The sequence below is a fragment of the Paenibacillus sp. FSL R7-0189 genome, assembly GCF_037969925.1.
Taxonomy (GTDB): Bacteria; Bacillota; Bacilli; order Paenibacillales; family Paenibacillaceae; genus Paenibacillus_AQ; species Paenibacillus_AQ odorifer.
The window spans coordinates 1,821,239-1,840,418 of the sequence record NZ_CP150223.1 but is presented as its reverse complement, the minus strand read 5'-3'; the positions used below and the strand labels follow the sequence as shown (position 1 = coordinate 1,840,418).

General features: G+C 46.7%; 22 protein-coding genes. 17 read left to right on the top strand and 5 right to left on the bottom strand.

From position 1 onward, the window contains the following. Nucleotides 1–14: 14 nt before the first annotated feature. Complete coding sequence (locus MKY63_RS07885) at nucleotides 15–743, bottom strand: GTP pyrophosphokinase family protein (protein ID WP_076218890.1); 729 nt, start codon at nucleotides 741–743, stop codon at nucleotides 15–17. 204 nt (nucleotides 744–947) lie between these two features. Between MKY63_RS07885 and MKY63_RS07880 the strand changes: the two genes are divergently transcribed. Genes MKY63_RS07880 through MKY63_RS07865 form a run of 4 tightly spaced genes read left to right on the top strand, consistent with a single transcriptional unit; the run spans nucleotide 948 to nucleotide 3,562 of the window. Further along, nucleotides 948–1,739: a zinc ribbon domain-containing protein gene (locus MKY63_RS07880; protein WP_036682517.1), complete on the top strand. Its 792-nt coding sequence runs from the start codon at nucleotides 948–950 to the stop codon at nucleotides 1,737–1,739. Nucleotides 1,740–1,779: 40 nt separating this feature from the next. Then, on the top strand, nucleotides 1,780–2,598 hold the full coding sequence (locus MKY63_RS07875) for a TrmB family transcriptional regulator (protein ID WP_036682516.1): 819 nt from the start codon (nucleotides 1,780–1,782) through the stop codon (nucleotides 2,596–2,598). Nucleotides 2,599–2,623: 25 nt separating this feature from the next. Beyond that, nucleotides 2,624–2,926 (top strand): hypothetical protein, encoded by a 303-nt coding sequence (locus tag MKY63_RS07870; RefSeq protein ID WP_038568522.1) that lies wholly within the window; start codon nucleotides 2,624–2,626, stop codon nucleotides 2,924–2,926. A gap of 42 nt (nucleotides 2,927–2,968) precedes the next feature. Beyond that, complete coding sequence (locus MKY63_RS07865; RefSeq protein WP_036682513.1) at nucleotides 2,969–3,562, top strand: xanthine phosphoribosyltransferase; 594 nt, start codon at nucleotides 2,969–2,971, stop codon at nucleotides 3,560–3,562. 113 nt (nucleotides 3,563–3,675) lie between these two features. Here the strand turns inward: MKY63_RS07865 and MKY63_RS07860 are convergent, their stop codons facing one another. From MKY63_RS07860 to MKY63_RS07850, 3 genes are all read right to left on the bottom strand, one after another. Beyond that, on the bottom strand, nucleotides 3,676–4,632 hold the full coding sequence (locus tag MKY63_RS07860; protein WP_339812370.1) for a diacylglycerol kinase family protein: 957 nt from the start codon (nucleotides 4,630–4,632) through the stop codon (nucleotides 3,676–3,678). Between the two features lie 110 nt (nucleotides 4,633–4,742). Beyond that, nucleotides 4,743–5,081, bottom strand: a complete 339-nt coding sequence (locus MKY63_RS07855; protein ID WP_036682511.1) for a membrane protein — start codon at nucleotides 5,079–5,081, stop codon at nucleotides 4,743–4,745. A 93-nt stretch (nucleotides 5,082–5,174) separates the two neighbouring features. Beyond that, nucleotides 5,175–6,164: a serine hydrolase gene (locus MKY63_RS07850; protein WP_339812367.1), complete on the bottom strand. Its 990-nt coding sequence runs from the start codon at nucleotides 6,162–6,164 to the stop codon at nucleotides 5,175–5,177. A 468-nt stretch (nucleotides 6,165–6,632) separates the two neighbouring features. On the opposite strand from MKY63_RS07850, the gene MKY63_RS07845 reads away from it, so the two are divergent. From MKY63_RS07845 to MKY63_RS07785, 13 genes are all read left to right on the top strand, one after another. Next, nucleotides 6,633–6,821 carry a hypothetical protein gene (locus tag MKY63_RS07845; RefSeq protein WP_019913840.1) on the top strand — a complete coding sequence of 63 codons (189 nt, stop codon included), beginning with the start codon at nucleotides 6,633–6,635 and terminating at the stop codon, nucleotides 6,819–6,821. A gap of 403 nt (nucleotides 6,822–7,224) precedes the next feature. Beyond that, nucleotides 7,225–8,271: a cytochrome c oxidase subunit II gene (gene coxB / locus MKY63_RS07840; RefSeq protein WP_076101356.1), complete on the top strand. Its 1,047-nt coding sequence runs from the start codon at nucleotides 7,225–7,227 to the stop codon at nucleotides 8,269–8,271. Between the two features lie 126 nt (nucleotides 8,272–8,397). Continuing rightward, nucleotides 8,398–10,245 carry a cytochrome c oxidase subunit I gene (gene ctaD, locus MKY63_RS07835; RefSeq protein ID WP_076185229.1) on the top strand — a complete coding sequence of 616 codons (1,848 nt, stop codon included), beginning with the start codon at nucleotides 8,398–8,400 and terminating at the stop codon, nucleotides 10,243–10,245. Further along, nucleotides 10,242–10,868 (top strand): cytochrome (ubi)quinol oxidase subunit III, encoded by a 627-nt coding sequence (locus MKY63_RS07830; RefSeq protein ID WP_076101357.1) that lies wholly within the window; start codon nucleotides 10,242–10,244, stop codon nucleotides 10,866–10,868. The genes ctaD and MKY63_RS07830 overlap by 4 nt, the downstream gene beginning before the upstream one ends. A gap of 5 nt (nucleotides 10,869–10,873) precedes the next feature. After that, nucleotides 10,874–11,200 (top strand): cytochrome C oxidase subunit IV family protein, encoded by a 327-nt coding sequence (locus MKY63_RS07825; RefSeq protein WP_036682505.1) that lies wholly within the window; start codon nucleotides 10,874–10,876, stop codon nucleotides 11,198–11,200. An 85-nt stretch (nucleotides 11,201–11,285) separates the two neighbouring features. After that, nucleotides 11,286–12,206, top strand: a complete 921-nt coding sequence (ctaG, locus tag MKY63_RS07820; RefSeq protein ID WP_076138229.1) for a cytochrome c oxidase assembly factor CtaG — start codon at nucleotides 11,286–11,288, stop codon at nucleotides 12,204–12,206. 26 nt (nucleotides 12,207–12,232) lie between these two features. Continuing rightward, nucleotides 12,233–12,697, top strand: a complete 465-nt coding sequence (locus MKY63_RS07815; protein WP_076124485.1) for a DUF420 domain-containing protein — start codon at nucleotides 12,233–12,235, stop codon at nucleotides 12,695–12,697. A 1,015-nt stretch (nucleotides 12,698–13,712) separates the two neighbouring features. Beyond that, nucleotides 13,713–14,441 carry a hypothetical protein gene (locus MKY63_RS07810; RefSeq protein WP_339812362.1) on the top strand — a complete coding sequence of 243 codons (729 nt, stop codon included), beginning with the start codon at nucleotides 13,713–13,715 and terminating at the stop codon, nucleotides 14,439–14,441. Nucleotides 14,442–14,502: 61 nt separating this feature from the next. Then, nucleotides 14,503–14,898: a GntR family transcriptional regulator gene (locus MKY63_RS07805; RefSeq protein WP_248549080.1), complete on the top strand. Its 396-nt coding sequence runs from the start codon at nucleotides 14,503–14,505 to the stop codon at nucleotides 14,896–14,898. A gap of 19 nt (nucleotides 14,899–14,917) precedes the next feature. Further along, nucleotides 14,918–15,847 carry an ABC transporter ATP-binding protein gene (locus tag MKY63_RS07800; protein ID WP_339812359.1) on the top strand — a complete coding sequence of 310 codons (930 nt, stop codon included), beginning with the start codon at nucleotides 14,918–14,920 and terminating at the stop codon, nucleotides 15,845–15,847. A 4-nt stretch (nucleotides 15,848–15,851) separates the two neighbouring features. After that, nucleotides 15,852–16,754: an ATP-binding cassette domain-containing protein gene (locus MKY63_RS07795; RefSeq protein WP_036676693.1), complete on the top strand. Its 903-nt coding sequence runs from the start codon at nucleotides 15,852–15,854 to the stop codon at nucleotides 16,752–16,754. Further along, nucleotides 16,747–18,027 carry an ABC transporter permease gene (locus MKY63_RS07790; protein WP_339812356.1) on the top strand — a complete coding sequence of 427 codons (1,281 nt, stop codon included), beginning with the start codon at nucleotides 16,747–16,749 and terminating at the stop codon, nucleotides 18,025–18,027. The genes MKY63_RS07795 and MKY63_RS07790 overlap by 8 nt, the downstream gene beginning before the upstream one ends. A 31-nt stretch (nucleotides 18,028–18,058) precedes the next feature. After that, the gene (locus MKY63_RS07785) at nucleotides 18,059–18,250 is read left to right on the top strand and encodes a hypothetical protein (RefSeq protein WP_139329911.1); all 192 of its coding nucleotides are present in this window, start codon (nucleotides 18,059–18,061) and stop codon (nucleotides 18,248–18,250) included. Nucleotides 18,251–18,714: 464 nt separating this feature from the next. On the opposite strand, the gene MKY63_RS07780 is transcribed toward MKY63_RS07785, so the two are convergent. Then, complete coding sequence (locus MKY63_RS07780) at nucleotides 18,715–19,167, bottom strand: hypothetical protein (protein ID WP_038568543.1); 453 nt, start codon at nucleotides 19,165–19,167, stop codon at nucleotides 18,715–18,717. Between the last annotated feature and the right edge of the window lie 13 nt (nucleotides 19,168–19,180).

The window sequence follows — 19,180 nt, the reverse complement described above, 5'->3', positions numbered from 1 at the left end:
AGAAATATGAAAGCTTAAACCTGCCCGCCGGCAGGGGATTCCCCTTCTGCAAGTTCCAGAATCTCACGGCGCAGGCGCAGCATTTTTTGATCCAGTTCATCGGCGGCGCGTGCGGCATCCTTCAATTCCTCAGCAACATGCGAAGGGAGCTGTTTATCGAATTTATAATACAGAATATGTTCCATACTTGCCCAGAAGTCCATGGCTAGGGTTCGCAGCTGTATTTCTGCTTTGACCCAGCGTGTTCCTTCCAGCAGGACGAGCGGAATTGCGACGATAAGATGCAGGCTTTGATACCCATTCGGCTTGGGATGGGCTATATAATCTTTGATCTCCAATACGCGAATGTCTTCGCGTGTGCTGAGGTGATCAACCAGACGGTAAATATCTTTAACAAAAGCACATACAATCCGCATACCTGCAATATCGTGAATGTGCTGCTCCATATTTTCCAAGTTGAACTCGAAACCTTTGCGCTCCATCTTTTGCAGGATGCTCTTGGGTTCTTTAATTCGGCATTTAACATGTTCGATGGGACTGAAGCCGTCACGGACCTGCCATTCCGTTTTGATCACATCGATTTTATTCTCAAGATCATTTAGTGCATGGCGATAGAGTGCTGGCAGAGACTTAAACTCATTGATAAGATTTGTGAAATCCTCGTTATCCTGCCAATGTTGCAGATCCTTAACGTGTACCTGCATCTGTTTTAGCGTAAGCTGTGTGCTGTCATGTTCTTCCACTGAAACTCTCCCAATTTCGTTATTTGTGATTAATTCTATTTTAACCGATGTAGAACCCCTGACGCAAAATAACGTCTGAAATCAGTGAAAATAAGAATTTATAGGAACATTCTCCGCTAAATCGCGTATTAAAGCACATTAATGAATCTGTTCGATACATTTGGTATGATAGAATCACGTATCGCTGGAGAGGGAGGAACTGTAATGAGTTTTATGAAACGAATCAAAGATAGTGCGAGCCGGGTTACTGAAAAAGCACAAAGCTCTGTTGAGATTGGCAAGCTGAACGGGCTTATTTCCGATATTGAACGTGAGATGGAAGTGGAATTCACGAAAATGGGCAGGCTTTTTTATGAAGGGTATCGCACTAAGGATATGTCGGTAGCTGAAGGCAAAATGGTAGAGCTGGCACGGACCTGTTCCAAACTTCAGGAAAAAATCGAAGTCCAACGCGCAAGGATTGCTGAACTGAAAAATGAACGGTTATGTTCTTGCGGCAATGTTGTGGCGCTCGATGCAAACTTTTGTCCAAAGTGTGGAAGTAAGCTGGAGGAGCTAACCACTTCAAGAAAGATTCCTTCACCGCCCGTATTCGTCAAAACTGTGGATGAGGACGAAGAGGATGAGGATCAATACTATGGTGCAGATGAGCTAACGGATGAAGAGAAGGAGATTGCAATGAAGCTCCATCCGCAAAGTATGGTGTATTCTGAGATCCTGCCTTCAGAGGATGATGAGCTGCCATTGGAGGAATATGCGGCGAACGAACATGACATTGAACGGGATCGCAGACATGCTGATCAGCTGGAACGGGAAAGACAAAGACAGCTTGAGCTGGATCGTCGCATCCGCGATTGGAATGCGAATGAACATCAGGAGGAGTCCGCAGTCACCCAGGACAGTGGTGTACGTGATATGATTAAGTGTCAAATCTGTCGGAATGAATTGCCAAAGGGCTCCTTATGGTGCCCGCGTTGTGGATCGGAGCAAATATAGTACAGATATCAGTCAGCTTAGGGCTTAGGGGGACAACAAGATGGAACAGCTGCTGCTGCATCTGCGCAATCTGGGCTTCACGGAGATGGAGTCCAAAATCATGGTCGAGCTTGCGACTAAAGGTCAGGCTTCTGGCTATGAGGTTGCCAAACAGCTCGGAGTTTCAAGATCAAATGTGTATGCGGCGCTTCAGCGCCTAACACAGCAGGGATATGTACGATGTGGTGAAGGAGAGCCTGCGCGGTATAGTGTTCTCAATCCAGAGGAGCTGGCGACGATGATCTCGGGAAGAGTTCAAGCTTCGCTGGCTTATATGGAAAGTGAGATGCCTCGCGGGGGGCCTGTTAGTCCTTCTTTTTATAATGTAGAGGGCGACCGCAATGTAATGGGGGCGCTGATTCGCCAGCTTAACATGGCAGAGCAGGAGATTGTAGTGGATATGTGGCGCGAGGAAGCGTCGCTTCTGCGGAGCGAACTTGAACAGGCCGAACTGCGTGGCGTTAGGCTTTTATGGGCTTTTGACGGTGGCAATGCTGCTGCTGCCTCTTACCCGGTATGGCCGTCATTCGGAAAAGATTCGCAGCGGGCGGATGGACGGAAGTTCTCATTTGTGATCGACCGGAGCTGGTGTATGCTGGGGATGCGTTATGATGATGGATCCGCACAAGCAGTGGTAACAGAGCACCCGGTGTTAGTGGAGCTGCTGTTGAATCATTTTACACAGGAAATGGTCTTATTCGAGCTGGAGCAGGATATGGGCGCAGAATTAGTAGAGCGTTATGGAGAACGTTACAGCAAAATTCATAGCAAATATGTTATGTATGATCAAGGCGATGATGGGGAAGAACAGGCGCAGTAGTTATTATCATAGGGAGGTGAGAAGCATGGAATGTATCGTTCATTTTGAAGTGGTGCACAATGATGGTCCTAAGAAATTGCGTGGACTATTGTTTCTGGATAAGGGAGCATCTCCTGGAGAAGCAGAACTGGTCGAAATGTTTAAGGATATGAATTTTAACGTGAGACTGGAAGACCGCGAGAAATTGATTTTTAAACCGGTAAATCCGGGAGATTTCTTGGAGATTCGAATTACGGGTTATGATAACGGTCAGGAAAAGAGCAAGGATGATCATAATTTAAAATCGATCGTTGGAAATTTATTGCCTCAGAAGCCGACAGGCCTGTAATGTGGGGAGAATGGATTTAATGATGGGAGAAGGAGGAGCACTATGGAGCTGTTGAGACAAAAGGTATTGAAAGAAGGTATTGTACTCGGGCAAGGAGTGCTCAAGGTGGATTCTTTTCTGAATCATCAGATGGACCCCTTCCTGATGCGCGAGGTTGGCCGTGAGTTTATCCGCCGGTTCGCTGGCGAAGAAATTACGAAGGTGCTGACTATAGAATCCTCGGGAATCGCTCCGGGGATTATGACAGCATTAGAGCTGGAGGTTCCATTGATTTTTGCCCGTAAGCAGAAATCGCTGACGCTGACAGAAGACATTTACGTGGAGAAGGTATACTCCTTCACGAAGAAAGAAACGAATGAAATTACCGTTTCGAAGAAATTCATTGCTCCCGGAGAACGGGTGCTGATTGTTGATGATTTCTTGGCGAATGGTGAAGCCGCCTTCGGACTTGCCCGTATTGTTGAGCAGGCGGGAGGGAGTGTGGTTGGAATTGGCATTGTGATCGAAAAAGCGTTCCAGCCAGGGAATCGGCTGCTGCAGGAAGCGGGATATCGCGTAGAATCACTCGTGCGTATCGCCTCGCTGGAGGACGGAAGAGTCACTTTCGTGGAAGACGAGGAAGAGCATCTTGTTTGAGTCTTTTGGAATCAATTCTCAGTCAAAAGCTATAGGATATGCAAAACAGCAAGCGAACTGGTAATGAACCAGTCGCTTGCTGTTTTTTGTGTGTATGGTATGCACGGGTCAGGTTACCCGTTGCTGCCGCATGCCGCTGCAGTGTCGACGGGCAGCTGTACGCTGTCCGCCGCCAGCGGCGATAGCACCCGCAGCGCCCCCGGCTCGCAGCGAACGGCCAGCGGCCCTTTGCCGAGGCTCTCGCCGTCGCCGATCGCAGGCCGGGCCTCGGCAAAGCCTACGGCTACGCTACGTCCGCGCAGCATAGACACGAAGGGCAACGCCACATGCTTGCCCTTCAGTACCGTGGGGAACAGCCGCAGCAACTGCCCGCGGCTGCACCCATGCACGACGCAGACGTCAAGGTGGCCGTCATCGGCCTTTGCCTGCGGGCAGATCAAAAGCCCGCCGCCGTAGCTGGGCAGGTTGCAGATCGAGACCAGCCATGCCTTCTCGAAGGCGTGCTCCGTACCGTCGCAGACTACGCTTACCCGGCAGGGCTTGAATGTCATCAGCGTATGCAATATGCCGATGATATACGCCAGCTGGCCTGCTCCAATGGCATTGCACAGCCGTTTGTAACGGCTGGCATTCACATTCTCGGCCACTTGAGCATCAAAGCCATTGGCAACGGCTGTTACGGTCAGTCCGTTTGCGCCTGAAAGCAGGTCTGCTTCGATATACCGCTCGCTAAGGGCGGCCTCCAGCGCGGCTTCTATTGAAAGTGGAATGCCAAACCCCCGGGCGGTGTCGTTGCCGGAGCCGGCAGGAATCACGCCCATGGGGATATCTTTGCCGCAAAGTGCACCCAAAATGCTATGGAGCGTGCCGTCGCCACCGATTACAATCACGGCTTTCCAATCCTCGCGATGCTTTAGTGTATTTAAAACAAGGGCCTCTGCACCCTCTACGCTGTGCGTAAACAAGGACATGAAAGGCAGCGAACGCTCCTTCATGAGCGCCTCTACAGTATGCCAGGTCCGGCCGCCTGCCCCCCCGCCGGAACGCGGGTTTATGATAAATAGATACATATGATTTCCTCCAGCCTGTAGAATTCCATTGATGCCCTTTCTACATTGTAAGGAGTGGATGGGCAAAAGGGAATACTTTTCAGCGATCAGAGGGGCTGCTTTTTGGGGGATTACAGATGGCGAATCTGACTTTCTGCGATATCACCTGCCCAAGGGAGTTTATACCACCTGCCACTTAAGGCATGGTAGATCATTAACAGCCACACCCCAAAGCTGCAAAGAGAGACGAGGGCACTCATCAAGGGACCGAGGAATGGGACCAATCCGGTTAGTACGTGGAGGATCATCAGCACCCCGAAGGTAATCAGTGATTGCAGCGAATGGAACAGCACAAAGCGGCTGCGTTTCTCCAATGCGAGAAAGACGACGCCGCCGAGAAAAGGGAAAAAGTAACACAACGCGCCCGCTATATTATCGGGCAATCCGGTGGATGATTTAAAAGGGGACAATGGGCTCACTCTCCTTCTGCTTGGAGAAGAAGGGGCTTGATTGTTCGAATCCTTCTTCCTTACAAGCCTATGACTTGTCAGGAAAAAGTATGTTTAGCTCATTGAAGGGAGAACATACTTTTCAAGCAGCCTGCGAGGGTTCTTCCAGTTGTTTGTCTTGCTCTCTGCTGTAAAGACCACTACAGCATCCAGATTGGGGAAGAGCAGAATCTGCTGCCCGCCATGCCCGTGGGCGAGCTTGTAGGGCTGCCCGCTCATCGTACCGATCCAAAACTGATATCCGTAATCACCAAACGCTGGATATCCCTTAGTTTGAGCGGTAAGTGCTTCCTGCAACCAATGTTCTGGGATGATTTGCTGCTCTGCAAACACTCCATTATTCAGCAGGCAAATTCCGAATTTAGCCATATCCCGAGACGTTAGGTGCAAACCGATATGACCCATGCTATGTCCTTCGGGGCTAGGTAACCAAGCGGTATTAGCCATTCGGAGTGGAGTGAATAAATGCTGTGCTGCATAGGAAAATGCATCAAGACCTGTAGATTCACTAATCATCATCGAGATTAGATGTGAGTCGATGCTTCGATATTGGAACTGGCCGACTTGTTCTGGAATAATGTTCAAGCTAAGGCCAAAGGAACCCCAGCGGCGGCTGCGATGGAGGTTCCGAACGAGCGGTTCACCAAGCTTCTTCCCTGTGATCCAGCTAAAGCCGGAAGTCATGGTAAGAAGATGACGGAGTGTGATCTTTGAGAGATGTGGGGAGTGAAGGTATGGAATATGCTTGCGAAGAACCTCGGACACAGAAATATGGAGATCAGGCATCTCTCCACGGCCGATAGCGATTCCCGTAAGGACGCTGACAAAACTTTTGGTGGCAGAACGGAGATCATTTAATGCTCCAGCATGATGGTCGTTATAATAACGTTCGAAGATAAGTTTTCCATGACGCACAATAAGCATGCTATGCATCTTGGAGTATTCTTTTAGGATAGCTTGATGGGCTTGTTCAAGACCCTCCAGGCGTGTATCGGTGTCTTCTGGCATTGCGGTAGTCATTAGGGGAATTACAGGCTGAGCCATAACGATCTCCTTCTCATTTCTTGATAAATGCAGTTTTCCTTGCTGTTTAGGTTATTTTATTTTAACCAGTTTGGAGACATCTGACTTACGAAGGCAGCTGTAAAAATAATATTTTCCAAATAGTACATTTTACAAGGAAAGGTGGAAGTTAATCCGGAATATGATACAATATAACGATAAGGCCCGAAAGGAGTGATTCAGTAAGTGGCTCTTCGGGTAATAAAAGTGTCAAGGAGCTATCGTTCATCAGGCGTCCTTACTCTCAGCCCAAATCACGACGAACCTGCTTCACCGGCAAGGCGGTGTTTCAAAGGCTAGATTTAGCTTTAGATTCCACGTTTTGACGGATAGTGCAAGCCACGTATGTGTAATGGATACTTCACTTGCATTCGAGGTTACGGCGTACTTTTCATCATGCATTCTCTACAACGGAGCATTCATTTTCAATGTTTTGGGAGGGAACTGATCATGGCAAGTAAAGGTCATAACGAAGTCAAGGAAAGTCTACGGGAAATGACACGCATTTTCCGGCCCAAAGATCCCAAGAAATTCGTAAAGGAGTACGTCCGAAAGTATCGGATTACAGGAGGCTATGAAGAAGAACTGACCATGGTCGTGGAACACGAGTTGGTACGGATGAATTCATCCGTCTCCTAGCTAACAGATACGTTTGTCACTTGCTTAACTTTAGACATCATTTTGAGTAATAACATCCACGAGGATTCTTATAAACCGTGCCCGAGCAACTTTTGTTGCTGGAATCGGTTTTTTTTGTATGCCCATTTACGAATAAGGAAAAGTCTTCCTCATAGAATAGTCAAATGAATTAATAGACACATTTTAAATTGAATACGCTTTCTTTAATATTTTTTATTTGTTTGCGTTTTCATAAAATGCTATGAAATCCAGATGGGACAAGGGTTTATTGTGTCGAAAATTACAATGTGAACTAGTTGTGAACGATTGACAAAACTTTCCCTTAAACTTATATTAATAGTGATTGTTATAATTGACAGAAAAAAACAGGAATCTACGAAATCGGGAAAAGCGGGGTAGATCAATGATGAAAACGTGGCAGGCTGTAAAGCGACTCCTTCCCATGACCGCTATGTTTGGACTCTTTCTTGCCGGGTGCGGTCGTGAGGACTTGTCAGTACTCAGACCACAGGGACCTGCAGCAGACAGATCTTACGGATTAATGGAGCTGTCGATCAGCATTATGATCGTGGTGTTGCTGATTGTCTTTACGATTGCAGCTTATGTACTGATCCGCTTCCGCAGAAGACCGGGTCAGAATGAAATCCCTGAGCAGGTTGAGGGCAGCATTAAACTTGAGATTCTCTGGACAGTCATTCCGCTTATCCTTGTTGTAGTACTGGCCGTGCCAACGGTGAAAGCAGTGTTTGCCGCTGGAGATGATCATTCCAATGACAAGAATGCGATCAAGGTTAAAGTAACCGGCCACCAATACTGGTGGGAGTTTGAGTATACCGACTATAAGGTAACTACAGCGCAGGACCTGATTATTCCGGTGGGCAAAGATATCGCCTTTGAACTGGAAACTAAAGATGTGCTGCACTCCTTCTGGGTCCCTTCTCTTTCCGGTAAAATCGATACCAACCCAGCTGGAACGATTAACCGCTTTAGCTTTAGTGCGCCTAATGAAGGCGTTTACCGTGGGAAATGTGCGGAGCTATGTGGTCCTTCTCATGGATTGATGGAATTTAAGGTGAAATCAGTTAGTGAACAAGAGTTTCAAAAGTGGATTGATTCTATGAAAGCACCTGTAGCTGTGCTGCCAGAGGATCCTGCTTTAGCTGAGAAGTTCAAAGCGGCATGTCTGACTTGCCACGCTGTAGGTGATCAAGGGATTAATAATGCGCCGAACTTGACCGGAATTGGTTCTCGGGAATCGATTGCTGGAATTCTGCTCAACGACGACACGAGGGAAGATGGTGCGCCGATTGAAGAGAATCTCAAAACCTGGCTGCACGACCCGCAATCCGTAAAACCAGGCAATCTGATGCCTAACCCCAAAGATCTGGGCCTGAGTGATGCTGAGATTGATGGCATTGCAGAGTATCTGGCCAACTATAAGCTGGACTAATGCCTTAGCCTAAAGGCGGGCGGAACTTTCGAAAAGGGGGGACGAACTTTGGCTCAAGCAGCGCATACCTTGAATTCATCCAAGCCTCTGGGGCACGGCCACAGTGTGAAGCGCCATACAGGACTTATGGATTGGCTAACAACCGTCGATCACAAAAAAATCGCGATTTTGTACCTATGGGCCGGAGGATTATTTTTTGGCATCGGGGGAATTGAAGCGCTTCTGATTCGCTGGCAGCTCATCAAGCCGATGAATAACTTTTTGGATGCACAAACGTTTAATGAACTCATAACCATGCATGGTACGACGATGATCTTCCTCGGCGTCATGCCAGTCATCTTCGCACTCATGAATGCCGTCATTCCGCTACAGATCGGTGCACGTGACGTAGCCTTTCCTTTTCTAAATGCACTTGGTTTCTGGACCTTCCTGTTCGGCGGGATTCTACTGAATCTTAGCTGGGTTATGGGTGGTGCTCCTGATGCCGGGTGGACCGCCTACACCCCACTATCTACGAGTACATACAGCACTACACACGGTGTAGACTTCTATACGATCGGCTTGCAAATTGCCGGATTGGGGACCCTCATCGGGGGGATTAACTTTCTAGCCACGATCATTACGATGCGTGCGCCGGGAATGACCTATATGCGGATGCCGATGTTCGCCTGGACCACATTTATCACTTCCGCCATTATTTTGTTTGCTTTTCCAGCAATAACAGTAGGTTTAGTACTGCTGACATTCGACCGGATTCTAGGAGCCAATTTCTTCGAAGTCGGAGCCGGAGGAAGTCCAGTGCTATGGCAACATATCTTCTGGATATTTGGTCACCCGGAAGTGTATATTCTCATTCTGCCTGCCTTCGGGATTATTTCCGAGGTCATCCCAACCTTTTCGCGTAAAAGACTGTTCGGATATAGCTCCATGGTGTTTGCAACCATCTTGATCGCCTTTTTAGGCTTTATGGTTTGGGCTCACCACATGTTCACAACTGGACTTGGACCTGTAGCTAACGCGTTGTTTTCCGTATCAACGATGTTAATTGCGGTTCCGACCGGGATTAAAATTTTTAACTGGTTGTTCACGATGTGGGGCGGGCAAGTACGTTTCACAACCCCTAACCTGTTCGCTGTAGGATTTATTCCTACATTTACTATGGGGGGAGTAACTGGAGTGATGCTGGCGTCCGCACCTGCTGACTTTCAGTTCCATGATACGTATTTTGTTGTAGCGCATTTCCACTATGTTATTGTAGGTGGCTTGGTGCTTGGCCTGTTCGCAGGTCTGCACTACTGGTGGCCCAAAATGTTCGGACGGATGCTGAGTGAAACGCTGGGCAAGTGGACTTTCTGGACGTTTATCATCGGATTCCATCTGACCTTCTTTGTACAGCATTTCCTTGGGCTTATGGGGATGCAGCGCCGCGTGTTCACTTATTTACCAAATCAGCAATTTGATTTGCTAAATCTAGTCAGTACGATTGGTGCAGGTCTTATGGGTGTCGGTATGATTATTTTCTTGGTGAACATCTTCCTGACTTCCAGAAAACCGGCGGATGCAGGCAATGATCCGTGGGAGGATGGACGTACATTGGAATGGACCATTCCTTCACCGCCGCCAGAATATAACTTCAAGCAAACACCTCTTATTCGGGGGATTGATGCCTTCTGGAAAGAAAAAGTAGCAGGGAATAAAGGCATGACACCAGCAGAGCCGGTGGGCTCAATTCATATGCCGTCGGCAACGATTTTACCGTTTACGATGTCTGTCGGAATTTTTATCGCTGGGCTTGGCTTTATGTTTAGCCGTGATGAATTCGGCAATGCTTTTATGAGCTTCCTGTTTAATAATTATATCGTTACAGCCATCGGTCTTATTATTACATTTGGATCCATGCTGATGCGTTCGCTGTATGATGATCACGGATGGCATATTGAACCTGAAGAGCTGGAAGGAAGTGAGCGGACATGACAACGGCACATGCAGAAGCTTCTAAGGATACCTTTCCGCACGAGCCGGAAAAAGCTACGCTCGAAGGACGCAACAAGGTTCTTGCCTTTTGGTTGTTTCTAGGCGGCGAAGCGGTATTGTTCGGCACGTTGTTCGCAACTTTCCTCGCACTGCGTAATCAGACGAATGAGGGGCCTTCGGCGAATGAACTGTTTCACCTGCCGCTTGTAGCCGCTGCAACATTTATCCTGCTGGTAAGCAGTCTGACGAGTGTATTCGCTATTCAAGCGATGCACAGAAATCGGCCGGCACTGCTACGGAATTGGCTTTTAGTTACTGTAGTCTTAGGTTTAGGTTTCCTGGTTTTGGAGATCTATGAGTTTACTCAATATGTAAGACACGAAGAATTCGGAATGACCACAAGTGCATTCAGTTCGGCATTCTACACACTGGTAGGATTTCATGGTGCGCACGTAGCCTTTGGGATCGCTTGGATCTCCATCTTGATCGGGCAGCTCGCCCGCAAGGGGTTAACGGTAGTTACTGCACCAAAAGTGTATGTGTCAGCCATGTATTGGCATTTTATCGATGTAGTATGGGTCTTCATCTTTACGGTTGTATACCTACTCGGAAAGGTGGGCTAGGCACTATGACGACGGATCAGCATATGCCAGATAGCGGCGGGTATAAGCAACGTCATCGGCATGAAGGACCACAGAAACATATTGTTGTCTTTATTTTCTCCATTGTCTTAACATTGATTGCTTTCGCTGCTGTTGCGGCTGGGGGCGTAAATGCAACCTTTGCGATTATTTTGCTGCTGGTAATGGCTGTTCTTCAGGTCATTGTACAGATGGGCTTCTGGATGCATCTAAAAGATAAAGGGCATCTTCTGCCGATTCTCTTCATGCTGGGTGGCTTCTTTATCGCTGGGACCTGTATTGTTATGTCGCTGTATTGGGTTTGGTGGAATTAACGGACAATAATGAAAGAGGTGGGCTGCAATGCCCCCTCTTTTTGATGTTTAGATATATGAATTCCTGCGCTAGGAGGTTGGAATTATGCTGGGATTAGAATACTTTAGCTTTGCTGAACTATGGAGTCCGCTTTTTCTAGCGGTAATGCTGCTGCTGACAGCAGGTTATTTTGTGTGGATTGGTCCGATTGCTGGGCGTTATGCCGATTCAATAACGGTGCCATTTTGGCGTAGAGCGTTATTTGTCTGCGGGATGCTTGCCCTTTATCTGGCACAAGGAGGACCCATTAGCCTCTTAGGGCATATGATGTTTTCCTTCCACATGGTCAGTATGGCCTTGTCTTACCTGGTAGCGGTGCCGCTGATTATGCTTGGAATTCCAGATTTTATCTGGCGCAGGATACTAAAGGTGAATCCGCTTCGGCGGTTATCTTTTTTAGCTCATCCGGTAGTAGCTGCTCTATTGTTTAACGGACTTTTTTCCTTGTACCATATTCCTGTTATTCATGATTATGTGATGCTGCATTTTACTGTTCATCGTATTTATTACATTGTTTTGTTCCTGACCTCTGCTTTAATGTGGTGGACACTGATTAATCCGCTGCCGGAACATCGTATGGCGAGTGGGCTTGGGAAGATTGGGTTTATTTTTCTGAACATGGTATTGCTGACGCCAGCTTGCGGGCTGATTATATTTGCCGATCATCCGCTCTACGCCACTTACAGTGATCCAGAGACTTGGGCGCGTGCTATGGGCTATTGTATCTCGGGTGACCCCTCTGTTTTACTTCAGAATTTTGGAGGTCCTGCATTCTTTGAAGTGATGTCGCCGAAGGTGGATCAACAGGTGGGAGGCATCGCGATGAAGTTCATTCAGGAATTTATTTTTGCCTCTATGCTTGCTTATGTGTTCTATCATTGGTATAAAAAAGAGAACGGACAAGACGACGATGAATTGTCGACGCCATCCTCAACACTTCAGGAGAGCAACTTGAACCGTGCATAACTGGTAGACTGCCGAGGGGGAGAATCATGGATATTTTCACAGTGTTTCCGACTATTAGTACGTCATTCATCGTGATCAGCGCGGTGCTGGTGGCTATAGGTTGGTGGCTCATTATCAAGGGCAAACGCGAGGCGCATAAGAAAACGATGATTGCTGCCGCTATCGCTGCGCTGCTGTTTTTTATTGTTTACGTATCGAGAACGTTGTTTGTGGGGAATACCTCATGGGGCGGACCGGATGAACTGAAGACAATTTATCAAGTGTTTTTGATCTTCCATATCGTTCTGGCAACCGTAGCTGCGGTATTCGGACTTACTACGTTAACTCTTGGTTTCAAGGCGAAGTATTCCAAGCACCGTAAGTGGGGCAGAGTGACATCGATAATTTGGTTTATCACAGCGATTACAGGCGTTATGGTGTACGTGCTGTTGTATGTTTTGTATCCAGGTGGACATACCAAGCCGGTGTGGGAAGTTATTTTGGGTGCGTAAAATAAGTGCTTGAATAGAGCACAGAGTTTAGTGCGTTGAGCGAATGAACAGCACTAGAGTAGCAGAGTCGTAAATAGTTATGAAATAAGCCTATATATCTGCATGTTCCTGAGTAGGGATTGCGGGTGATGGGCTTATTTTGGTTTGTAGAGCTTCGGGATCTGTCCTGAAATTGAACGAAGTTAGCCCGAAAAAGACGCAATTAGGGAAAACCTCCCTGATAATGCACGAAATTAGCTAAAAAAGGCCATAATTAGGGAAATCCTCTCTGAAAGTGAATGGATTTAGTTCAATAACGGAGTAATAGCTGAAATTTTGGGTAGGATTTCCCTAAAAACTAATAATCCAAGCTCGGTTGGGCAGATTTTAGGGAGTTTTTCCCTAATGTTAATCCGCCCGGCAGTCGCCCATATCCCACACCTGAAACTGCACTAGCAGCCGAACTAGCATTCCACACCTGAAACCTGAACCAGTCAGCAGCCGAACCAGCACCCCGCCCCCGAAACCGCACCAACCGCCGCGCCCGCATCATACAATCGGAACTGCACCATCCGCCGCGCCCGCATCATACCCCCGAACCAGCACCACAGCCGCACCAGCATCCTAACCCGAACCAGTATCCGCTCCGGCACTCGCCCCCATAACACACATCACACCAACGCGTTACATAGAAGCAAAGAGGGGGCTCTTACTACTTCATACCCTGAATGAATTATCTAGTAAACTCAATTATCCCAGCTACATTCGCCCCCGTAGCAGCATTCTGCCTCAATTCCCCCCTCATTGTAGTTAATCTCAATTAATAAGCGTTACCTAACGTCTGAGAGTGTCTTCATAAGCTTGAAGTATGAGGTTGCCCAAACCTCCTACTTCTTTTGAATAATTTCCAGTTACAGGATTGACAATGAAAAACCAAGGTCATATACTGTGTATATAGATATATACAGTAAGCACAGGGATATGAACACCTGCTTCTGCTAGACGCTGAAGACATTGTAAAGCGAGGTTAGCATTAATGAGAACATTAAAAGATTCATGGTTTATGTTGCGCTCTGATTTTCGCGGAGACAAATTAAAAATATTAGGGACCCTCGTAATAACAGTTGTTTTTATGAGTTATCTTGGTGGACTGACTAGCCTGATAGCAAATGATGTACTAGGTGAGCAGGATCGGACGATGCTAGCGGATTTCTTATTTCTCTCCTTTATCCCCTTATTGGGATTAACATTCTCTCGCCGCTCCATGAAATATTGGAGTGAAGATTCTTACACAAAAATGTTGGTTTACTTACGAACTTTACCGATTCCAGCTGCAGTAATATTATCGCGGAGGAAACTTCAGGGTGTGGGCTCCTTTACTCTAAATGGTACGTTATTCTTCGGTATTATTTACTTGTTAGGAGAGAATTTTCGGGCAGAGCTGGCGGTTCCATCGTATATAGCTTTTGCGATTACTTGGCTCGGCTTCGGATTCATGGTCTCAGGTCTATATATTTTTATTGAATATCTTTTTAGCGGCAAAGCTTATCTATGGCTAACATTGCTTATCGTAGTTTTATCGTGGGCAACATCGTTCCTAGTTACACTGGGCGGAGGCAGTTTGTTCTTATACAGTATCTCCTATTCCAAGGAGTGGGGGCTGTTATCTCCGATCATGTGGGGGTCACTTCTGCTGGGAACAATATCTGTGCAGTTATTCTCTAAATGGACTATACATCGGCTGAAAAGTCGCAATCTCATATAAAAAATCGGAAATGGCAAGGACTGCGCTCTAGCACGCTAGAGTGGAAGGCGAGGTGTAAATAATGTGGATACCGGTACAAATCAACGAAAATAGTGCAGAGCCCCTCTATCATCAAATAGAGACTCAGCTTAGATCATTAATCATTAGCGGAGTCATTACAGAAGGTACGCTGCTGCCCTCGATTCGTGAGTTCGCAGGAGATTTGAAATGCAGTGTAATTACAGTGCGGCGCGTATATCAGGATCTGGAGAACGAAGGTTTGCTGCGAACGCGACAAGGAACAGGTACCTTTGTATCCCATGTAGGTGACGGAGCAATGGAAGAATATAAACGTGAAACGGTTGGCAAAGCACTTGAGAGTGCAGTGGATATCGGCCGATCGGTACATTGCAGCAAGGATGAACTTGAACAGATTTTTATGGAGATTATAGAACGCAAGTATAGAGAAAAGGATTGAGAGGGGGGCGCTTACTCATATGGTACAGATGGCTATAGAATTGCGGAATGTACTTAAACGGCGGCGAAACAAGACGATAGGGCCGCTGACCCTGAATCTGCCTAAAGGATATATTACAGCTTTGGTAGGTCAGAATGGATCCGGCAAAAGTACGCTGCTGAATTTGCTGATGCAGCTGACTAATCCAGAGGAAGGCGAGATATATTGGTTCGAGAACAGGTATGATAGCGGGTTGTCTCTGGAGCTTCGCCAGACCATGGCCTATGTTCCTGAAACGTCAATTACTGAGGAGAACCACTGGAATGCAGAGGAAGCAGCTCGATTTCGGAAGTATTGGTATCCCAATTGGGACGATCAGTATTTTCACGAGCTGATGGATCGCTTTGAGATTCCGTATCATATAAGACTTTCGAAGATGTCTAAAGGGGAGCGCAGGAAATTCGAAATTGCTGCAGCACTTGCGGCACGGCCAAGTCTGCTGCTATTGGATGAACCTTCATCGGGTCTTGATCCTTTTGCCTGGAAGATTATGATCGAGACACTTCGTAAATATATGGATGAGCACAACGCAACGATTATCATCTCCACACACATTGTGGATGAGGTGCGACGGCTGGCAGATTATATCGTCCTTATGCATCGGGGTGAACTGCTGGGCATGGCTGAAAAAGACAGTCTGTTCGGTGCTTGGACCGAGGTTTGGGTGAATGCTGCGGATGAAGAGGAGCTTGCGGAGTTATCGGCTGAGTTGCCAGGAGGCTTGCACTTTACCATGGATACACCGGGTGTAGCTTCTTTTATCATAGAACAATTTTCTGAAAACGAGAAACGCATTCATGACTTGGGCGTAAAGGTTATCAAGAGCCGCAGTTTGGAGCTGGACGAAATATTAAGTTTATGGACACAGGGTCATCGTCCTATTCTAATTGACCACAAGAGAGGGGACTAGAGAAATGGAAGCCTTAAAGCTGGAAAGTGTAGTTAAGCAATATGGAGAAAAAACCGCAGTAAACGGAATTAACCTAACCGTAGGTAAAGGGGAAATTTACGGATTACTGGGGGCGAACGGCGCGGGGAAAACAACCACGATGCGTATGGTACTCGGCCTAATCTACCCTGATGAGGGCAAGATTTTGTATAACGGGAAGCCTTTCAACAGTGAACTGCAGCAACTTATGGGTTATCTGCCCGAAGAACGTGGACTATATCCTAAGGTGAAGATCAGTGATCAAATCGTTTACTTGGCCCGCCTGCGTGGGATGTCAGCTAGTGATGCAGATAAGAGCTTGCGCTATTGGCTGGATCGATTCGAGGTTCCGGATTATTACAATAAAAAAATAGAAGAGCTTTCCAAAGGAAATCAGCAAAAAATGGGCTTTATCGCCGCTGTCGTTCATAAGCCGCAGATTCTGATTCTAGATGAAGCTTTCAGCGGGCTGGACCCAGTAAACGTGGAACTGCTGAAAGATACGGTCAAAGAATTACGTGATTCGGGAACAAGTATCCTCTTCTCTACGCACCGGATGGAGCATGTGGAAGAGCTATGCCGTAACATTACGATTCTCGATCGTTCCAATACGGTCGTTCAAGGGGATATCCGCACGATCAAGAATGGCTACCCGCGGGAAGAAGTATTGCTGCGTACAGCTAATGAGGTAAAAGGTCTGGAGTCCATCGCAGGTGTTACAGCAGTTAAACGGCTGGAGCGTGGGTATCTGTTATCGATCAGTGAGATCGGTGCAGCACAGCGTATTTTACAGCAGGCGATAGCACAGGGTGAAGTGGAGCATTTTGAAATCAAGGAACCTACGTTAAACCAAATCTTTATCAGAGCGGTGGGTGAATCTAATGAATAAGATGGGGACAATTATCGGCTTTACCTTTAAAAATAAAGTTAGAACGAAATCATTTATGATTACTACTTTGATTCTAGTATTATTGCTCAGCATAGGGATGAATCTTCCCTATATCATCGATCAGTTTAAGGGTGATTCGGCCAAAAGTGAAGTTACTCAAATTGCTGTGATTGCTGAAGAGGGAAATCAGGTTGCAGAATTGTTGAAGGCTTATACTGCGCCAGAGGGCATGCCGCAGGCTAAGATAGTACAATATGCTTCTGCGGAGGATGCCGAGTTAAAGAAAGCATTAGATGAAGAGACAGTAGAAGGTTATGTTACTTTTGCGGAACCTACTGGCGAAGGGCTTCCACCCGTTACTTATCATAGTAACGATGGGGAACTAAACGGAGATGTTCAAGTTTATCTTCAAAATGCACTTCAGCAAGCAAACACACAATATATCGTTGGTGACAAGCTGACCTCTGAACAGATTGCTGCAATGTCAACACCAGTGCAGATTACTACACAACAGCTTAACGCAGGCGGTGGCAGTGAAAGCTCTCAGGAGGACACTCCGGCCATTAACTACATTATCGTATATGCCATGCTTATGTTGTTCTTTATGTCCATTATGATGACAGGCAACATGATTGCCGCTGAGATAACTTCTGAGAAAAGCTCGCGGATTATGGAGATTCTGATTACAAGTGCCTCACCTCTAGCGCAAATGTTCGGTAAAGTTATCGGTGTTTTCCTAGTAGGAATATTGCAAATTGGGATCTTTGTCGCAGCGATCGTTGTCAATTTGACGCTCCCGCATAATGCGACTGTATTGGCTGATTTTGATCTCGATTTAGGCCAGCTCAATATTAACTTGCTGCTCTATGGATTTGTCTTGTACGTATTAGGTTACTTCCTCTATGCCTTGATGTATGCGGCTGTGGGTTCGATTGTCAGCCGTACGGAGGATCTCGGTCAGGCGGTAATGCCAATCATGATGTTAGGCTTCGTAGCGTTCTATGTTCCACTGTTCAGTATCTCCAATGCAGATACTCTAGTGGTTAAGATAGCGAGTTATGTGCCTTTCACCTCACCATTGACGATGCTGCTCCGAATTGGTGTCGGCGAGGTGGCGATCTGGCAAGTCATTGTATCGCTGCTGATCCTGCTTGTGACTACCTTCATCTTCGGATGGCTGGCAGCCAAGATCTATCGTACCGGCGTACTGATGTACGGCAAACGCCCAAGTATTAAAGAAATCAGAAAAGCAATGAAAGCTTACAAGATCTAAGATGACCTCATATAACTTTTAAGGAGTGCTAATGATGTCTACAAGCGAACAATATACCATTATGCTTTTAATGAGTTCGGTATCGCTGGCTACGGTTAGTAGAATGCTTCCGGATGGCTCCACTTTTATGGATTTCGTTCAAGGCGTATTGACTGGTGTTGCTATAGTGGGGATGTTGGCAGGATTGTGGATGTACGGTAAGGCGCGTAAGAGTAAAGCGTAATAGTAGGCACTGAATTTTCGGGGGTATCCTAACAGCCATTTATGGTTGCTGGGATATCCCCGTTTTTGAGTTGGCAATCTCTTTGTATACGAGCTGATATAGCTAACGGATCCAGCAGCACTTAAATGCAGCAATCATCGAGATTTAGCAAGATATCGGACATTATAGTCGCTATTGGCATGAAAAAGGGTGAATTAGTAGCTCTTTTAACCAAATAGTTGCACTGGAGTCCGATACTATGCTCAAAAGGCGATAAACGTGCAAGTAACGTCATCTGGGTCCGTAAGCCTTGCCTTGGTGGAAGATGATTAGGGCCTGCTTGAAGACGATCCGAGACGCTCATCGCTCGGGATTTCTACTGGAGTCCGAACGCCGGCCAAATTTGAGGAAAAGCTTCAATTAAAGGCTCCTGAGTCCGTTAGATGCTTCATGCGCTTAAAGATCGTCTGAATTCTAGTCAGTGACTAAATTATAGAAAGATTTGCGCTCGTTCGTATATCCGCTTGGTCGGTCATCTGCTCCCGTACAGCTCTAAGCTGTGCTTTCAGTGCAGGAACACTTTTTTGCAGAATAATGCTTATTTGAGAAAGAGGCAGCTTTAAGCCGTACCACAATACCTTCACAAGCTGTTCCTCCCAAGGTAATCCCTTAGCCGATAGAAGAGAGCGCCGGGCAAAAGAATCAGCACACTGGCGAATACAAGTGCGGTAAGCGTGGATAGAGAATAACTGAGGGTCGAAGTTATCCTGACGATATATTTTATGAAGCTCTGTGAAGGTGCGGATAGTAACCTTGTCTGCCTCATTAGATTGTTCTAATAACATGGAACTGAGTACGTAGACTTCATTAGTATACTTTTGAACACACTCTGCAAATTTAGCACTGTAGGTGGACACGGGAGGTAAGGGGTCAGGCATGGTGAACACGATC